The following is a 17498-nucleotide window of genomic DNA, read 5'->3' on the forward strand; positions in this document are numbered from 1 at the left end:
TTATCCTCAGGCGCTGATGACGACGTTGGCGGCGCTTTCCGTCAGCTCCTCGCCAAAGGCGCGCTGATACTGCTCGGCCACCAATGTGCGCTCAAGCTCGTCGCACTTGTTGAGGAAGGTGACCCGGAAGGCAAAGCCGACATCGCCGAAGATTTCGGCATTTTCCGCCCAGTTGATCACGGTTCGCGGGCTCATCACCGTCGACAGGTCGCCATTGACGAAGGCCGAGCGGGTGAGATCGGCAACACGCACCATGTTGGAGATGGTCTCGCGACCCTCGGTTGTGTTGAAGCTCTTCACCTTGGCAAGGATGATTGCGACTTCCTGCTCATGCGGCAGGTAGTTGAGGGTGGTGACCAGCGACCAGCGGTCCATCTGGGCTTGGTTGATCTGCTGGGTGCCGTGATAGAGGCCGGTAGTGTCACCGAGGCCGACCGTGTTGGCTGTCGAAAACAGGCGGAAAGCCGGATGGGGGCTGATGACGCGGCTCTGGTCGAGAAGGGTCAGGCGTCCGGAAGACTCCAGCACGCGCTGGATCACGAACATCACGTCCGGACGGCCGGCGTCGTATTCATCGAAGACCAGTGCAACATTGTGCTGGTAGGCCCAGGGCAGGATGCCGTCCTTGAACTCGGTGACCTGCATACCGTCGCGCACCACGATCGCGTCCTTGCCGACAAGGTCGATACGGCTGACATGGCTGTCGAGATTGACGCGCACGCACGGCCATTTCAGTCTGGCGGCAACCTGCTCGATATGGGTCGACTTGCCGGTGCCGTGATAACCGGAGACCATGACGCGGCGGTTATGCGCAAAGCCTGCGAGAATGGCGAGTGTGGTATCGCGATCGAACAGGTAGTCGGGGTCGATGTCCGGCACATAGGGGTCATCAGCCGAATAGGCGGGAACCTTCAGGTCGACATCGATACCAAATGTTTCGCGAACCGAAACCGTCGTATCCGGTGCGTTGGAATAGTCCAGTTCAATCTTGCTCATCATGTCTCCAGCGCGGTCTTTGAAAGTCTAAAGAGCCGCTCAAACGTCTCTGCTAATTTTGGGTCAATAGCGGTCTAGCAGAAGCCGGACTGCTTTAACAATTGGTATGCCTGCACCACAGCCCTAAAAGTTTCCTCGGAGCCGCGGTCGCCGCCATTGGCGTCGGGATGGTGCTTCTTGACCAGCGCCTTGTACTGCTTCTTGATGTCGTCCGGGGTTGCTTCTGCGGTCATTCCCAGCGTTTCGAAGGCTTTGGCTTCCAGCGTCTTCAGCTTGCGCTGATGTCTGGGGCGTTTGGGACCACCCTCCTTGCCGTCATCGACAAAGCCGAACGGATCCTTCATGCGCGAAAATGACGCGGCATTGCCGGCCTTTTTCGAGCCCTTGAGCGGGGACTTGCGGGCGTCACCATTGACGCCGACAGTCCAGGTCGGCCGATGGCCGGTCAGGGCTTCCTTCTGATAGCGGGCGATTTCGCTATCCGACAGGCCGTCGAAATAATTGTAGCCCTTGTTGTAGGTCTTCACATGCTCGAAGCAGAACATGAAAAATTTCCCCTCGGCATTACGGCCGACGGGAGCACGGTGTTTCGCGGGCTTGTTACAGCCGTCCCATTGGCACACAGCTGCTTCGGCTTCCGTCTCGGTCTTGGCCGATGCCGGGCGTTTGCGCTTGGTGCGGAGACGATCGAAATATTTGGAGTCAAGATTCATGGCGCTTGATTATGACCTTGTGAGCCCGCCACAACAAGAATTGACAACGGGATTTCTTGCTGTCTTTCTGAACCGTTATCGCGCAGAGCGCGAAGCAGGCACAAAACAGGAGCAGACATTGACGTCAACCGCCGAAATCGAAAACAGGCTGAAAAGCCTTTTCAATCCCGAACGGCTGGTGCTTATGGACGAAAGTGCCCAACATGCCGGTCACTATCATGAGCCGGATGCCCCCGCGATCACCCATTTAAGGATTCGGATCGTTTCCGGCAAGTTCGAAGGGCTGAACCGTGTGGCACGTCATCGTGCCGTCAATGAGGCGCTGGCCGGTGAAATCGAGAACGGATTGCACGCACTCGCCATCGAGGCAGCCGCTCCGGGCGAAAAGACACGGTGGTGAAGACGGTGGTCTGAGCGACGAAATCACGCAGGCGGGGTGGCTGCCGCCGCACCGCCGAGCGGACGGATTCTGAGTTTGGTGATCCGGTTCTTTTCCCGCTTCATAACGATGAAACGCTTGCCGTAAAAGGTGAAGGACTGACGTTCTTCGGGGATTGTCTGGCTTTCATGGATCACAAGGCCGGCAATCGTGGTCGCCTCTTCATCCGGCAGGTTCCAGTCGAGCGCGCGGTTGAGGTCGCGGATCGGAACGGTGCCGTCCACGACGATCGAGCCGTCGGCCTCCTGTTGCACGCCGGATATTTCGAGGTCGTGCTCGTCGGAAATATCGCCGACGATTTCCTCCAGAATATCCTCAAGCGTGACGATACCCTGCACTTCGCCATATTCATCGACGACGACGGCGATATGGACCTTGCGGCGCAGGAAGGCGTTGAGCTGATCTTTCAGGTTGGTGCTGTCAGGCACGAACCATGGTTTTTGCGCCACCTTGACGATGTCAATCGTCGAAGGGGCGGCGTGCGGCTCTGAAAGCGCGCGCGAAAGATCCTTGGAGTGGACGACGCCAATAATGTTGTCGATCGAGCCGCGCCAGACGGGAAGCCGGGTATAGGGACTTTCCAGCACCGTCTTCACCGCCGCCTCCGGCGGATCGTCGGCATTGACGGCGCGCATCGCCGTGCGGTGGATCATGACATCGGAGACTTCGAGCTCGCCAAGGTCGAGCACGCCACCGAGGCGGTCGCGGTCGGCCTTGATCACCGACCCCTCACGGTGCAGCAGGTCCACGGCGCCGCGGATTTCGTCATGCGCGGTCAGCATTTCGCCACCCTTCGTCAGCGTCACGCCGAACATGCCAAGAAGAACGCGTACGATCATGTTGACGAGACTTGAGAGCGGGCCGATCACAAAAAATATGACTCTGACCAACGGAGCGACCACAAGGGCGAAACGGTCGGTTGCCGAAATCGCCCAGCTCTTCGGCAGAACCTCGGCGAAGACCACCAGCAGGGCGGTCATGATCAGCGTGGCATAGGCCACGCCATTGGCGCCGAAAACGTTCAGGAACAGCGTCGTCGTCAGCGACGAGGCGAGGATGTTGACCAGATTGTTGCCGATCAAAAGCGCGCCGATCAACCGGTCGCGTCGGTTGATCATCACATTGACAAAGCCCGCCCGTTTGTCGCCCTGCTGTTCTAGCGTGTACATGCGGGCGCGCGAGACGGCCGTCAGTGCCGTTTCCGATCCGGAGAAGAATGCTGATATGATGATGAGACCGACGATAACGGCCAAAGTCATCCAGTACTCGGTGAAGAAATGCGAAATATCGCTCATCGTCATTGAGTTTGTTTTTCCGTCAGGAATGCCAGCACTTCGGACGTCGGTACATCATCGGCGATGAAAGCTTCGCCGATCCCGTGTGTCAGAATGAAAGTCAGCTTCCCGCCTTTTACCTTTTTGTCCTGCCCTATTGCATCCATCAATATATCGGGTGGCGGCAGGGTTCCGTCAATATCATCAATTGTTGTCGGCAATCCCGCCTCCCGCAAATGGGCGGCAACCCGTTTGGCGTCGTCCGGGCTTGCCAGGTTCATGCGCACTGAGAATTCGTGCGCCAGTACCATGCCGATGGCAACGCCTTCGCCATGGACAAGCCGGGCACTGTCATAGCCCGTCGCCCGTTCGAGCGCGTGGCCGAATGTGTGGCCCAGGTTCAACAGCGCACGGGCACCGTTTTCGCGCTCGTCTGCGGCAACGACGGCGGCCTTTGCCTCGCAGGAACGGGCAATCGCCTCGGCCCGGGCTGTACCGCCTGCAAACACGGATTTGCGGTTTTTCTCCAGCCAGTGGAAGAAATCGGGTTGGTCGATCAGGCCGTATTTCACCATCTCGGCATAACCGGCGGCAAATTCGCGGTCGCTCAGTGTGTTCAGCGTATCGGTATCGGCCAGCACCAGATGCGGCTGATGGAAGGCGCCAACGAGGTTTTTCCCCTGCCGGGTGTTGATCCCGGTCTTGCCGCCGACGGAGCTGTCGACCTGTGCCAGAAGCGAAGTCGGTACCTGGATGAAGCGCACACCCCGGCGCACCACCGCAGCGGCAAAGCCAGCCAGGTCGCCGATGACGCCGCCGCCGAGCGCAATCACCGCGTCCGAGCGCTCGATGCGGGCATCGAGGATGAAGTCGACGGCTGTCTGAAGATTTTCGAAGCTCTTTGTCTTCTCACCGGCGGCAAGTGTGAGCGAAAAGGTCTCTATGCCGTCGGTTTGCAGGCTTTCCGTCAGCATGTCGAGGTAGAGTGGCGCGACACTGGTGTCGGTAATGATTGCCGCCTTGCTGCAGTTGAGCCGTGCCAGCGTCTCCCCGCCCGCGCTTTGCAGCAGGCCGGCGCCGATCAGGATATCATAGCTGCGATCGCCGAGATTGACGCGGACAATGCGTTTGTCGGCGACCTGTTCACTGTTCACTGGTTTTTCCTCCTTCAAGGGCCGCAAGCGCCTTCAAGACGTCGCGCATCACCGTTTCCTTTCGGACGTCGCGCGACAGCACGGTGATGTCGGCCTCCTTGTAGATCGGGTAGCGCTTGTCCATCAGGTCTTTCAGCGTCTGTTTCGGGTTTTCTGTCTTCAGAAGCGGTCGCGTCTGACGGCGGCGTACCCGGTCCCAAAGGGTTTCGAGGTCGGCCTTAAGCCACATTGACAGGCCTGACTGGCCGATCAGCGCGCGGTTGACCGGATTGACGAAGGCGCCGCCGCCGGTCGAGACGATGGCGGGGCCTTCCGTCAGGATGCGCTCGATCACACGGGTTTCCAGTGCGCGGAATTCCGCTTCGCCATATTGCGCGAACAGATCTGAGATCGTCATGCGCGCGGCGGCCTCGATCTCATGGTCGGTGTCGATATAGGGCAGGTCGAGCGTGTTGGCCACGAGCTTGCCGATCGCGCTCTTGCCGGCGCCCATCAGGCCGACCAGTATCAGGTTGCGGTCGGCCAGTCCGGCAAGCGCCTTTTGCCTCAGCCCCGGTTTGCCGGTATCTTGCTTTGCGTTCATAGTGCGCCCATTGTTCTCAGCCACGTATCGGCAAATGCTCAAGGGGCGTCAAGCCGAAGCATGAAGAATTCGGGCTCTTGCCCCAACACGGATAATGGCATTGGACCTTTCGGGCGCTCATATCGAAGCCTTTATCGAGATGCTCAGTGCGGAGCGTGGCGCAGCCAACAACACGCTTTCCGCCTATCAGCGTGACCTTGATGACTTCCGCGATTTTCTCATCGATCGCGGCGTTGTGGCTGATCGGGCACGTGCCGAGGATATAACGGCCTATCTTGCAGGGCTCGGCAAACGCGGGTTTGCCGCAAGCTCCCAGTCACGCCGGCTTTCCGCCATTCGTCAGTTCTATCAGTTCCTTTATGGCGAGGGGTTGCGTGAGGACGATCCGACCGGTGTGATTGACGCGCCGAAAAAAGCGCAATCCCTGCCGAAGACGCTTTCGGTCGCCGATGTCGACCGGCTTCTGGAACGCGCGACGCTTGAGGCGCGCGCGCCGGGTTCCGGTCAGTTCGAGCGCATGAGGATGGCGGCCCTGCTTGAGACGCTTTATGCCAGCGGCATGCGCGTTTCCGAACTGGTGACGCTGCCCGCCGGCGCTCTCAAACCCAAACAGCGTTTCCTGACGATCAGGGGAAAGGGCAACAAGGAGCGCGCGGTGCCGCTTTCTGTGCGCGCCCATGAGGCGCTGATGGCCTTTGATGTCCTGCGCAAGGCGCGGGCGGCGGAAAGCGGGGAAGATAATCCCCATCTTTTCGCGTCACGGGCTGCGGCCGGACATCTCCCCCGACAGGTATTTGCCCGCGATCTGAAAGGGCTCGCCGCGCGGGCGGGGTTGAAGACCACCGCGATCTCGCCACATGTGTTGCGTCACGCCTTTGCCAGCCATCTTCTGCAAAACGGCGCAGACCTGCGTGCGGTGCAGGAAATGCTCGGTCATGCCGATATTTCAACCACGCAAATCTATACCCATGTCCTGGAAGAACGGTTGCGGGAACTGGTCGAAATGCATCACCCCCTTGCAAAAGATGCGAAAAAACGGGAATAAGCGGCACTCAATCGTAATAAAAAGCCTTTGGGCGGCGGTCCCGGGCACGTTCGTTAACCCACGGAAAGTTCGACAATGTACAGCTATCTCGATTTCGAAAGGCCGATTTCCGATCTGGAAGCCAAGATTATCGAGCTGAAAAAGCTAGCCTCCGAAGGCGAGAGCATCGATACCTCCGAGGAGATTGCGCGCCTTGAAACCCGCGTCCGCGAGGCAATGAACGATATCTACGCCAAGCTGACCCCTTGGGAGAAGGCGCAGGTCGCCCGTCACCCCCAGAGACCGCATTTCGTCGATTATGCCAAGCGCTTGTTTACCGATTTCACGACGATTGCCGGCGATCGCAATTTTGGCGAGGACGCTGCAATCCAGGCCGGCCTTGGGCGTTTCCGTGGCCGTCCTGTCGCCGTGATCGGTGAGGAAAAGGGCAATGACACAAAGAGCCGGCTGAAGCACAATTTCGGCATGCCGCGCCCCGAAGGCTACCGCAAGGCAATCCGCCTCATGGAACTTGCAGACAGGTTCAATCTGCCGGTGATCTCGATTGTTGACACCCAGGGTGCCTATCCGGGCGTCGGTGCCGAGGAACGCGGACAGGCTGAGGCGATTGCCCGTTCCACCCAGATGTGTCTTCGCATCGGCGTGCCGATGGTGACGCTTGTGATCGGCGAGGGCATGTCTGGCGGCGCGATCGCGATTGCCGCTGCCAACCGGGTCTACATGCTTGAGCATGCGATTTATTCGGTCATCTCCCCGGAAGGGGCGGCGTCGATCCTGTGGCGGGATTCTGCCCGTGCCAAGGAAGCGGCGACCAACATGAAGATCACTGCCCGTGATCTGAAGGATTTCGGTGTGGTCGATGAGATCATCCCCGAACCGGTGGGCGGCGCGCATCGCAACGCCGAAACGGTGATCGATGCTTCTGGCGACCAGATCGCCGAGGGGCTTTCCCAGTTCGACGGTCTGTCTCCCGACGAGGTCCGTAATGAACGTCGCCAGAAATTCCTCGCGATCGGACGCAACCTCTAGAACCTTGCCGGTGATGCCGGAAAGGTGAGGGACAGCCTGCTTGCGTCGATGATCAGAAACGGTTAACGCTTTCTTGAAGTTTGGCTGTGCATTATGATCTTTGATGGCGCGACGGCCGAGACGTTGCGTTTTAAGGCAAAATCCGGCAGGTTTTATCCATGCGTTTTAATGTCCTGGCCCCCATGGTTTTCGCCACACTGGCGCTGACGGGCTGTAACAGCTTTTTTGACAGTACAGACTTCTCCACTGTGCAGGAGAAGATGAACTACTCGCTGCCGTCTTCCATGGTCGCGCGTATGCGCGCGGAGGACATGGACAAGCTTGCGCCGATCACAATCCGGATTTTCAAGGAAGAGGGCATTCTTGAAATCTGGAAGCAGAAGCGCGACGGCACCTATGGCGAGCTCGAAAGCTACGAGATCTGCGCCTGGTCCGGCAAGCTCGGCCCGAAGAAGAAGGAAGGCGACCGTCAGGCGCCGGAGGGATTTTATCCGCTCTCCAAGGGCCTTCTCAATCCCTATTCGCAGTATTTCCTGGCCATCAATACCGGGTATCCGAACCGCTACGACCGTGCGAACAGGCTGACCGGGTCCGATCTTATGATCCACGGCGCCTGTTCCTCGCGTGGTTGCTATTCGATGACTGACGAGCAGATCCTCGAGATATTTGCTTTCGCGCGGGACGCCTTTTCCGGCGGCCAGCAGGCGATCATGCTGCAGGCCTATCCGTTCCGCATGACCGCAGAAAACATGGTGCGCCACCGCTACAACGAGAATTATCCCTTCTGGCAGATGCTGAAGGAAGGGTATGATTATTTCGAGGTTACCAACAAGGTGCCGGATGTTGACGTTTGCGGCGGGGAGTATGTCTTCAATAAGGATCCGGCCCAAGGTGGTGCGCTGGCCTCCGACCAGGCATGTCCGGCAATGGCCTCCAACATTCCCTCGCAATACATGATGGCGCTTGCGGACTATCGCAGCGATTATCAGGACGCCTTCTCCAAGGCGCTGGTTAAGCATGACGACAAGGTCTGGGTTGATCCCAGCGAGGCCGAGCGCAAGGCGATCGTTGCCGACCTGCGTGAGGATCCGACCGATCCGCTTTACCAGCCGACCGGTTCATCGCTCGAGGCCGGGCGGTACATGACGATCGAAGAATACCGTCTGGCAAAGTATGGCCCGCTGGAAACGCCGGTCGAAATCGATACCGTGACCCAGACGGCCGCTATTCCCGATGTGCCCACCGACCTTCCGGTCGCTTCGGATGTGCCGATCCCGCAAAGAAGCCCGATGGCGGCCTATGCGGAACCTCAGCCGAAGAAGAACGACAAACCCTTCTGGAAATTCTGGTGAGCCCGGACGACCGGGCTTTCGAAATCTACGATCTTCGCGGGTTGAAATGCCCACTACCGGCGCTCAAGACCGAAAAACGCCTTGCGGAACTGGCGCCTGGAACCGTGCTTGGCGTTGCGACCAGCGATCCGCTTGCAGTAATCGATATACCGCATCTGTGCAGCGAACGTGGTCACAGACTGATTGTCACCGAAAGAACGGAAGAGGGCCATCGTTTTGTTATAGAACGTGGTTGAGGGCGGCTAACCTTTGAAGCCGAAGGCCGAAAGCGGGTTGTCGTCCAGTGCCGCTCGGTCGGGGCGGTCGATGCCGGGGCGGTCGAGATAGGTCTCGAAAAGCTCGCGCACCGTACGCTCGGCAAGATCGCGCGTGATCACCACGATCCGGGTCTGCGGGGCCTGGTCCTCATTCCATATGGCAAGCCGGCTCTGGGGATAGACCACGTCGCGCACGCCGTGGACGACAAGCGGACGGTCTTCGCCAGCGAGAGCAACAACGCCCTTCAGCCGCAGCAGTCTGTCACCATATTCAGCCGCGAGACGGTGCTGGAATGCCTCAATGGCGCCCGGCGAATGCACTTTTTCGGCAGTGAGGACGAAGGCGCGGATATGTTCATCGTGGCGGTTGACGTCATGGTGGTGGTGATGGCCAGCGTCCTTGTTGCCTTCCGAAAGCCATTCGCCGACGGAAGAGGCTTTGCGCGCTGCATCGAAAAGGCCGGTCGCCAGCAATGCCGGCTTTTCCGCAGCCGGATCGGCGATATCGACGATCTCGGCCATCGGGTTCAGTTGCGCGAGACTTCTGACGAGGGTATCGCGGTTTTCCGGTTTCGCCAGATCGGTTTTGGTGATCACCAGTCTGTCGGCAACGGCGGCCTGGCGTACGGCTTCGTCGTGGCGGGCAAGCGTGTCCGCGCCGGTCAGCGCATCGATGAGGGTGACTACACCATCAATGCGGAAGGACATCGCAATGGCCGGATGGGCCATGATCGCCAGCAGCACCGGAACCGGGTCCGCGAGGCCGGTGGTTTCGATGATCACGCGGCTGACCGGCTTCACCTTTTCGGTCTGGATCCGGTCGAGCAGGTCGGCAAGGGTGTCGATCAGTTCGCCGCGCACGGTGCAGCACAGGCACCCGTTGGACAGTTCGATGATCGAGATCGCCGGAGCTCTGGACCAGCAGGTGGTCGATGCCGACCGCGCCGAACTCATTGATGATGACAGCCGCATCGCCGAGCGCCGGGTCTTTCAACAGACGGTTGAGGAGTGTCGACTTGCCAGCGCCGAGAAAGCCGGTGATGATCGATACGGGAATAGGTGCGGGCGGATTATACATGAGCAATTCTACTGGGCAGGACGGGCATAGGGCAGGGGTACCGAGGTCAGTTTTTCCAGCGTGTTTGCCGCCATTTCCGTATCATTGGGAAGACGATAGGCATCGACCGTCGGATAGTCCTTCCTGAGTGGCCTCAGATAGGGTGAAGAAAACATCAGATTGCCGTCGGCATCGCGCAGTATCACGCGGTTTGCCGCCGCCTCCGCGCTGCAGATTTGGCTGGTGACATCGGCGACCGGTCTGTCTGGAGCTGGCGGCGGAAGATAGTCGTCAAGTTTCGGGCCACTGCCGCCGCTTGCCTTCAGCCCCGCCTCAAGCAATTCGGCGGCCTTTTCGGCGCGTGCGGGAGCGCTTGGCGCGCCAAAGGCAACGGCGACAACCTCACGGCCATTTCTCTTGGCGAACGAGACCTGATTATACCCTGACGAGCAGACGAAGCCGGTCTTCATGCCCATAGCGCCATCAAAGTTGCCGATCAGAAGATTGGTGTTGCGGTATTTTCCGCTGTCGGTCGCAATCCCCGGAATGGTGAAATAGTAGAGGTATTCGGGGAAACTCTTCTCGATTGCAATGGCCAGAACGGCCATGTCGCGCACGGTTGTATACTGGCCAGGCTGCGGGTCGTTCATCGCATCCATGCCGTTGGCATTGACGAAATGCGTATCCGTCATGCCGAGCCTTCCGGCCGTGTCGTTCATCCGGTTGACGAAGGCCTGACGGCCGCCAATGGCATGTTCGGCGACCGCGCGTGCGGCATCATTTGCCGAATGCACCAGCATCATCTTGAGCGCGCTGTCGACGGTCACCCTTGTGCCGGGGGCGAAGTACATCTTCGATGCCGGCTCGTTGGCGGCGCTTGCCGAGAAGGTGATCGGCGCCTGCGGGTCGAGACGGCCGGCCTGCATGTCCTCAAACACCAGATAGGCAGTCATCAGCTTTGCGAGCGAGGCCGGGTACCAGCGCTTGAACGGCTCGTCGGCCGAGATTACGCGCTGGGTGTTTACATCGACGACAATATAGGGATTGGCGCGCGCCAATCCCGCAGCACCGCACACGAAAGCTGCGGTCGCTATCAGCCATACTACGATCAGGGCGCTCAGACGTCCGTGCGCGGGTCTTGTCGGTGCCATTTGCAACACGAAGCTGTCTCCACTTGCCCGATGCTTGTTATCGATATACGCCTTGAAGGGCAAAATCCTTGTTTGCGGATATATGTGATCCCACATGTTTTAGCGTCTTTTACAATGAATTTAAAAAAAATGCAGGGGTATGCTTAATGCCGGTGTTGAACAGTGCCGCAAAAATCCAGGACGAGAGCCACGAAATGGCGGCGGTTGCTCCACCAGAATCCGGAACTTCTCTACGACGTAGATGAGACGGCGGCCTTCATTGCCGATAAATTGCGGTCTTTCGGTGTCGATGAGGTTGTCGAAGGCATTGGGGGGACCGGTGTTGTCGGCGTGATCCGCGGCAACCGCGCGGGAAGCCGGACGATCGGGCTTCGCGCCGACATGGATGCTTTGCCGATCTCCGAGCGCAGCGGCAAGGAGTGGTCCTCGAAAAATGCAGGAAAGATGCACGCCTGTGGCCATGACGGCCATATGGCGATGCTGCTGGGTGCATCCAGCCTTCTGGCCGAAACCCGTAATTTTGCCGGCAGCGTGGCATTGATTTTTCAGCCTGCGGAAGAAGGCGGCGGCGGCGGCAAGGCCATGATCGAGGATGGTCTGATGGAGCGCTTCTCGATTTCGGAAGTCTATGGCATGCACAATTTTCCAGGCATGCCCGTCGGAGAATTTGCGATCCGCTCGGGCCCGATCATGGCGGCCACGGATGAGTTCAGGATTGTCATAAAAGGCGACGGTGGCCATGCGGCCCAGCCGCAGAAATCGGTTGATCCTATCGTGATCGGCAGCCAGATCGTCAATGCGGTCCAGACCATTGTTTCGCGTAATGCCGATCCGGTGGGCGCTCTCGTGGTCTCGATCACGGAGTTTCACGCGGGCTTTGCCCACAACATCATTCCCGGGGAGGCCGAACTTGGCGGAACAGTCCGCTCCTTTACGCCCGAAAACCGGGATATGGCCGAGCGGCGGATCAAGGCGATCGCCGAAATGACGGCGCTTTCCCAAGGCGGCGTTGCAGAGGTCAGCTATGTCCGCAACTATCCGCCGACCGTCAATCATCCGCAAGAAACGCGTCATGCCATAGCCGCAGCGACCAGCGTTGCGGGGGAAGGGGCGGTCGAAACGGAAATCGCGCCATGGACGGCTGCGGAAGACTTCTCTTATATGCTCGAATCGCGTCCGGGCGCGTTTATCCTCATGGGTAACGGTGATACCGCTGGGCTCCACAACGAAGAGTATGATTTCGACGACGCGGCTCTGCCCTACGGCATATCCTATTGGGTCCGGCTTGCCGAAGCGCGGCTTGCAGAATGCGCATTGTAACACCTTTCACGCAATTCAGGGCTTTTCATCAAGCCCTCGCTTTTGTATTGAGAGGCGAGTAGTGGTCCCGTAGCTCAGCAGGATAGAGCATCAGATTCCTAATCTGAGGGTCACGCGTTCGAATCGCGTCGGGATCACCATTTTTTGCAACAAGCTTCGATAATTTAAATTGTGGCGGATTTGTCTCGCTTCAATTGTTGTTTTCCTGGCAAGCACGCGGAGCGGTTTCGCGCCTCGTTGCTGCCGAGCTGGTGTGGCGCGGCCTTCTGGACAGAAATGGAGCAGTTTCTGGACGGGAATCTTTGCGTGTCACTAAATCCGGCACGACGGGTCGCCTTTTCAGCGCCGACCATATGACACAGCTTGGTCGCAGCAAACAGCGACGGGGCCAGATGCCTGACGGTATAGCATTTATGGCCCTCCCGATGAGCAAGCCCCCTGATCAGGGGATTCCAATCAATGCATTGCTGGGCAATAAGCGCTGCTGGACCTTCATTTCGTAAGCGAAGCAGCACAATTGTCCGATTGCCAAATGCCACTCGAAAGACTGGTTCCATTGCTGAATTTCAAAAGGAAGAACCATGCGTCGAGGCCAAAACGCCGCCATATTAGTTTGCAGGTCGCTGTTTTCCCCCATGATCGTAACAGGGATAACCAAGCGTGTTCTGCGTGGAACGCCCAAATTGGCATTGGTAGCTTCGACGGCGCTCACCACTCTGGCGGGACCGGCGCTTGCCGGCCTCTACATCGATGGCACTGCCACCGTTGATGGTGTCGACGGCGGCCCATATGGCACCGCCATCTCAGAATCTAACTTTGTTTCGGTCGGGGTAAACAAAGCTAGTGGGCTGACCGTGTCGAGAGGAGGGACGGTAACCGCTCCCATCAGCAATATCGGTTCCAAGTTCACCAGCACGACAACAATAACCGGTGCAGGATCGCGCTGGTTTGGCTTCGACCTGATGCGGGTCGGGAGCTCTGGTGAGGGAAAGCTCAACATCATGGACGGAGGCCAGGTGAGCGGTAAAGACATGGTTCTTGGCGCGAAGAGTGATGGGCTGGGGAAGTTATATCTCGTCGGATCCGGTTCAGGAACCATACTCAGCGGTACATTGACCGTCGGTGATGAAGGCGTCGGCATGGTAAACCTGTCAAACGGCGGCACGGTCACATCGGTCAGTGGCGTCATCGGCGGCGCTGCGGACAGTGATGGCGCCGCCATCGTTTCGGGTGCCGGCACGGTATGGACAAGCACGGGAGGAGAGCTTGTCATTGGCGGTGGTGGAAGCGGTGTCGTGACATTGACCGAGAATGCCAAAGTCGTTGCCTCCGATCGCGTCTTCATCGCCAGAGACAGCGGCGCCTCCGGCACGCTCAATGTCGGAGCGGCGGCGGGAGAAGCGGCTGCTTCTGTGGGTATCGTTCAGACCGGCGCAATCGTCTTCGGCGCAGGCGATGGCAAAATCGTCTTCAACCATACAGATAACGCCTATTCTTTCACCCCGAATATCAGCGGCAAAGGGACGATCGAGGCCTATTCCGGCACCACGACCCTGGACGGCGACAATTCCGCCTTCACTGGCTCGACGGAGGTCTATGGCGGCACATTGCGGGCGGGCAACGCAAGTGCTTTTGCCGACAACACACGCTACAGGGTCGATGGCGGCACTCTGGATCTCGCAGGCAATGACCTGACGGTTTCTGATCTCAGGGGTAAGGGCGGCTTGCTGACCAGCACTGGTTCCGAGGCCGCACTGAGGATTGATCAGGTCGACTATACCGGTTTCAACGGCGATATTTCCGGTCTGAGCAAAATGACCAAGGCCGGTTTCGGGACTCTGGTTCTGCGCGGCGACACTGACGTTTCCGGTCAAGTCAGCGTTGAAGAGGGCACGCTCAGCGTCGTTTCCGGCAAGATGATGACCAGCGATAGCGGTTTGATCGCTGCATCTGGCAGCAACGATGCCGGCTTCGAGATTTCCGGTGCAGGAGCGCGCTGGAATGTCACATCCGGGCTGAGACTCGGCGATGCCGGTGGCAGCGGAAGCGGCAATTTGTGGATTTCGGATCAGGCCAGCGTCAGCGCCCGGAGCCTTCTTATGGGCAATGGCGGCAAGGCCCAGGCCGAGGTTTCGGGTATCGGGTCGGTTCTGTCCGTGTCAGGGTCTGTCGAGATCGGCGGTTCCTCCGCAGGCAGCGCTGCCATGGTGCTCACCAAAGGTGGTCGTCTTGTTGCTGGCGGTGGTGCGGGAACGGTGGCTCTCGCCGTCGGCACGAACGCTACCGGCACGCTGGTGATCGGCGCGCAAACCGGAAAGACGCCAGTTGCTGCGGGGATACTCGAGGCAAAGGCGCTCGCCTTTGGCGCGGGCGATGGCAATGTGGTCTTCAATCATACAGATACGGATTACACCTTTGCGCCCGATATCACCGGTGCGGGCCATGTGGACGTCTATTCCGGCACCACGATTTTGACGGGCAATAACAGCTATACCGGCGGTACCAAGGTCGAAGGCGGTATCCTGCGGGCTGGCGCAGACGGCGCATTCGCCGCAAATACGGCCTATACGGTCAATGGCGGCATGCTCGATCTCAACGGTCATGATCTCACTATGTCGGCGCTTTCTGGGGCTGGCGGCACGATCGGCCTGGGAACCGGCGGGCTGACGATCAGCCAGGATAGCGATACGGCTTTCGCCGGGAGCCTAACGGGCTCCGGCACGCTGGCGCTCGATGGGACCGGTCGTCTTCGGCTGACCGGGGCTTCCAGTGCCTATAGCGGCGATGTCCGCATTGCCTCCGGCACGCTCGAAATCAACAACGCGTTTGCCAGTGGTGCAGGCTTCATTGGAACTGTCGCCGGTGAATATGCTCAGATTGATGTTACCGGTCCGTCAGCCTCGTGGGCGCTGAACGGTGACCTGAACATCGGACGCCGTGGTTCCGGCGCGCTTGTCATCAGCGATGGCGGCGTCGTTAAAACATCGGGCAAGATTGCTGTCGGCAGCAGATCGCTGGCACTGCCCACTGGCAAGGTCACCGTTACCGGAAGTGGATCGCAGCTTTCCACGGGTGCCAGCGGCTCTCTTGAGATCGGATCTATCGTTGGCAGCACCCTTGTTGTCGAAGACGGCGGTTCCGTTACCAGCGCAACGGCGACACTCGGGCGGTCTCCTTCTACGCGGGCGGCTGCGACGGTTACCGGCGCGGGATCGCTTTGGACCACGGGTTCGATGAAGGTCGGTGATCGTGGTACTGGCATACTGACGCTTGCCGATCGCGGCACGATGCGTGCCACCAACACGTTTGATATCGGGTCATCGGGAACGCTGAACATCGGTGCGAGAGCGGGAGATGCGGCATCGGCTGCGGGCTTCGTCGACACGTCGCTGATCGATTTCGGCACAGGCAGCGGCACAATCGTCTTCAATCATACAGATACGGATTACACCTTCTCGCCCGATATCACCGGTGCGGGCCATGTAGGCGTCTATTCCGGTACGACTATTTTGACGGGCAAAAACAGCTATACCGGCGGTACCGATGTGTTCGGCGGCAAGCTTGTGGTCAATGGAACCACCGGCGCGATCAATGTTGCCTCCGCAGCCACGCTCGCCGGTTCAGGCACGGTCGGAGACACGGTGATTTCGGGCGTTATCGCGCCAGGAAACTCCATCGGAACATTGAATGTCGCGGGCGATCTGAGCCTTGGTGCCGGGTCCGTCTATCAGGTGGAGGTCAATGACGCCGGCACACAATCCGGCATCAACAGCGACTTTTTGAAGGTCGCGGGCACAGCTGCGATCGATCCGGGCGCAAATCTTGTGGTTCTGGCGGAGCGACCCGGGGACAGCGGTGCCGGTTTTGATCCGGTCAATGTTTATACCGTGTTGACTGCCGAAAGCGGCGTCACCGGCGGCTTCGGAAGCGTGAGCGACAATTTTGCCTTTCTCGATTCCTATCTCGGCTACGATGCCACAGACGTCTATCTGGCGCTTCAGCGCAATGATGTCGATTTCGTCGATGAAGCCAGAACGTCAAACCAGAAGGCAACCGCGGCAGGGCTGGAAAGCCTGTCACCTGATAGCGCGCTTTATCGCTCGATCCTCGGGCTTTATGAAGATGAGGCGCCGGAAATATTCGATGCGCTTTCCGGCGAAATCCATGCCTCCGCCAATACCGTTTTGAGGGATGAACCCAGGGAGGTCGAAAAGGCTATCCTCTCCCGGATTGATGCCGCCTTTGCCGCAGATGCGGTGCTTGATGCAACGCCGAGTGGCGGACCGTTGGCAGTCGACACGGTTTCGATCTGGTTCGATGCGATGGGTGGACTTGGGCGCTATCAGGGCGATGGCAATGCACACACCGTGGACACATCCGGCGGTGGAGCCCTGTTCGGTGGCGACGCCCGCATTGGTCAGGACTGGCTGTTGGGTCTTGCCGCAGGTTACATCCGGTCGTCGATTGATGAGAAGGGATTCACAGCATCTGCCGATACTGACAGCTATTATATCGGCGGATATGGAAGCACACAGTCAGGTCGGTTCAGCTTGAGCTTTGGCGGCTCATACGGCCATCACGACGTTTCCACCAAACGTTCCGTTTCCTTTGTTGGATTGAACGAACAACTGAACGCTGACTATGACGCTCACACACTGCAGGCCTTTGCCGAAACAGGCTGGCGGTTCGGAGACGAGGCCGGATATCTGGAGCCGTTTGCCGGCGCCTCCTATGTCAACCTGAAGACCCAAGGGTTTTCTGAGGCGGGTGGCATGGCTGCGCTGCATGCGGCATCGCAAACACAGGACCTCTGGTCCACCACGCTTGGCGTTCGCGCCGGTCATGACGTGATGCTCGCCGACACCGCGGCACGCCTTTCCGGTCATGCCGGCTGGCAGCATGCCTATGGCGATCTGAACGGGACCTCGGTGATGGCTTTCGACGGCGGCAGTGATTTCACGATCGCGGGCGTTCCCACGGCGCGGGATGCAGCGCTGCTTGGGGTTGGGGTATCTTTCGACCTCAGTCATGATGCCAGCCTTTCGCTTGGCTATGACGGGCGGTTTGCCGAGGGCGTGGAAGATCACAGTTTCGGCATGCGCTTCGACCTTAGCTTCTGAAACACGAA

Annotated in this window: 12 protein-coding genes, 1 tRNA gene and 2 pseudogenes; 8 read left to right on the top strand and 7 right to left on the bottom strand. The window is 59.0% G+C overall.

Annotated features, from left to right (window positions below; translation table 11 throughout):
• Nucleotides 1–6 precede the first annotated feature (6 nt).
• Together cobS and AC0L7L_RS01350 are read right to left on the bottom strand one after the other, a co-directional pair.
• Nucleotides 7–996 (bottom strand): cobaltochelatase subunit CobS, encoded by a 990-nt coding sequence (gene cobS / locus AC0L7L_RS01345; protein WP_272209849.1) that lies wholly within the window; start codon nt 994–996, stop codon nt 7–9.
• A 74-nt stretch (nt 997–1070) separates the two neighbouring features.
• Entirely contained in the window at nt 1071–1709 is a 639-nt protein-coding gene (locus tag AC0L7L_RS01350) for a J domain-containing protein (RefSeq protein WP_473511367.1), read from the bottom strand.
• A 118-nt stretch (nt 1710–1827) separates the two neighbouring features.
• Between AC0L7L_RS01350 and AC0L7L_RS01355 the strand changes: the two genes are divergently transcribed.
• On the top strand, nt 1828–2109 hold the full coding sequence (locus tag AC0L7L_RS01355; RefSeq protein ID WP_473513721.1) for a BolA family protein: 282 nt from the start codon (nt 1828–1830) through the stop codon (nt 2107–2109).
• 23 nt (nt 2110–2132) lie between these two features.
• Here AC0L7L_RS01355 and AC0L7L_RS01360 read toward each other — a convergent pair whose 3' ends face one another.
• Genes AC0L7L_RS01360 through AC0L7L_RS01370 form a run of 3 tightly spaced genes read right to left on the bottom strand, consistent with a single transcriptional unit; the run spans nt 2133 to nt 5159 of the window.
• Nucleotides 2133–3407, bottom strand: a complete 1275-nt coding sequence (locus tag AC0L7L_RS01360; RefSeq protein WP_473513723.1) for an HlyC/CorC family transporter — start codon at nt 3405–3407, stop codon at nt 2133–2135.
• A gap of 38 nt (nt 3408–3445) precedes the next feature.
• Entirely contained in the window at nt 3446–4576 is a 1131-nt protein-coding gene (gene aroB, locus AC0L7L_RS01365; protein WP_473511369.1) for a 3-dehydroquinate synthase, read from the bottom strand.
• Nucleotides 4566–5159, bottom strand: a complete 594-nt coding sequence (locus AC0L7L_RS01370; protein WP_272209855.1) for a shikimate kinase — start codon at nt 5157–5159, stop codon at nt 4566–4568. The genes aroB and AC0L7L_RS01370 overlap by 11 nt, the downstream gene beginning before the upstream one ends.
• A 94-nt stretch (nt 5160–5253) precedes the next feature.
• On the opposite strand from AC0L7L_RS01370, the gene xerD reads away from it, so the two are divergent.
• The 4 genes from xerD to AC0L7L_RS01390 all read left to right on the top strand — a co-directional run bounded on the left by xerD (nt 5254) and on the right by AC0L7L_RS01390 (nt 8821).
• Entirely contained in the window at nt 5254–6204 is a 951-nt protein-coding gene (xerD, locus tag AC0L7L_RS01375) for a site-specific tyrosine recombinase XerD (RefSeq protein WP_473511372.1), read from the top strand.
• Nucleotides 6205–6279: 75 nt separating this feature from the next.
• Nucleotides 6280–7233: an acetyl-CoA carboxylase carboxyltransferase subunit alpha gene (locus tag AC0L7L_RS01380; protein ID WP_473511375.1), complete on the top strand. Its 954-nt coding sequence runs from the start codon at nt 6280–6282 to the stop codon at nt 7231–7233.
• 158 nt (nt 7234–7391) lie between these two features.
• Nucleotides 7392–8585, top strand: coding sequence for a L,D-transpeptidase family protein (locus AC0L7L_RS01385; protein ID WP_473511378.1), 1194 nt, complete (start codon nt 7392–7394; stop codon nt 8583–8585).
• Nucleotides 8579–8821, top strand: coding sequence for a sulfurtransferase TusA family protein (locus AC0L7L_RS01390; protein ID WP_473513725.1), 243 nt, complete (start codon nt 8579–8581; stop codon nt 8819–8821). Before AC0L7L_RS01385 ends, AC0L7L_RS01390 begins: the two co-directional genes overlap by 7 nt.
• A 6-nt stretch (nt 8822–8827) precedes the next feature.
• Here AC0L7L_RS01390 and AC0L7L_RS01395 read toward each other — a convergent pair.
• Nucleotides 8828–9920 (bottom strand): annotated as a pseudogene (locus AC0L7L_RS01395) (CobW family GTP-binding protein).
• 8 nt (nt 9921–9928) lie between these two features.
• Nucleotides 9929–11050: a D-alanyl-D-alanine carboxypeptidase family protein gene (locus AC0L7L_RS01400; protein WP_473513727.1), complete on the bottom strand. Its 1122-nt coding sequence runs from the start codon at nt 11048–11050 to the stop codon at nt 9929–9931.
• 146 nt (nt 11051–11196) lie between these two features.
• Between AC0L7L_RS01400 and AC0L7L_RS01405 the strand changes: the two are divergent.
• The 3 genes and pseudogenes from AC0L7L_RS01405 to AC0L7L_RS01415 all read left to right on the top strand — a co-directional run bounded on the left by AC0L7L_RS01405 (nt 11197) and on the right by AC0L7L_RS01415 (nt 17490).
• Nucleotides 11197–12370: pseudogene (locus AC0L7L_RS01405) on the top strand (M20 aminoacylase family protein).
• A gap of 63 nt (nt 12371–12433) precedes the next feature.
• A tRNA-Arg gene (locus AC0L7L_RS01410) sits at nt 12434–12510 on the top strand.
• A gap of 543 nt (nt 12511–13053) precedes the next feature.
• A complete protein-coding gene (locus AC0L7L_RS01415) occupies nt 13054–17490 on the top strand; it encodes an autotransporter domain-containing protein (protein WP_473511381.1) in 4437 nt (1478 codons plus the stop codon).
• The last annotated feature ends 8 nt before the right edge of the window (nt 17491–17498 follow it).

Source organism: Martelella sp. K41-7 (assembly GCF_055808365.1).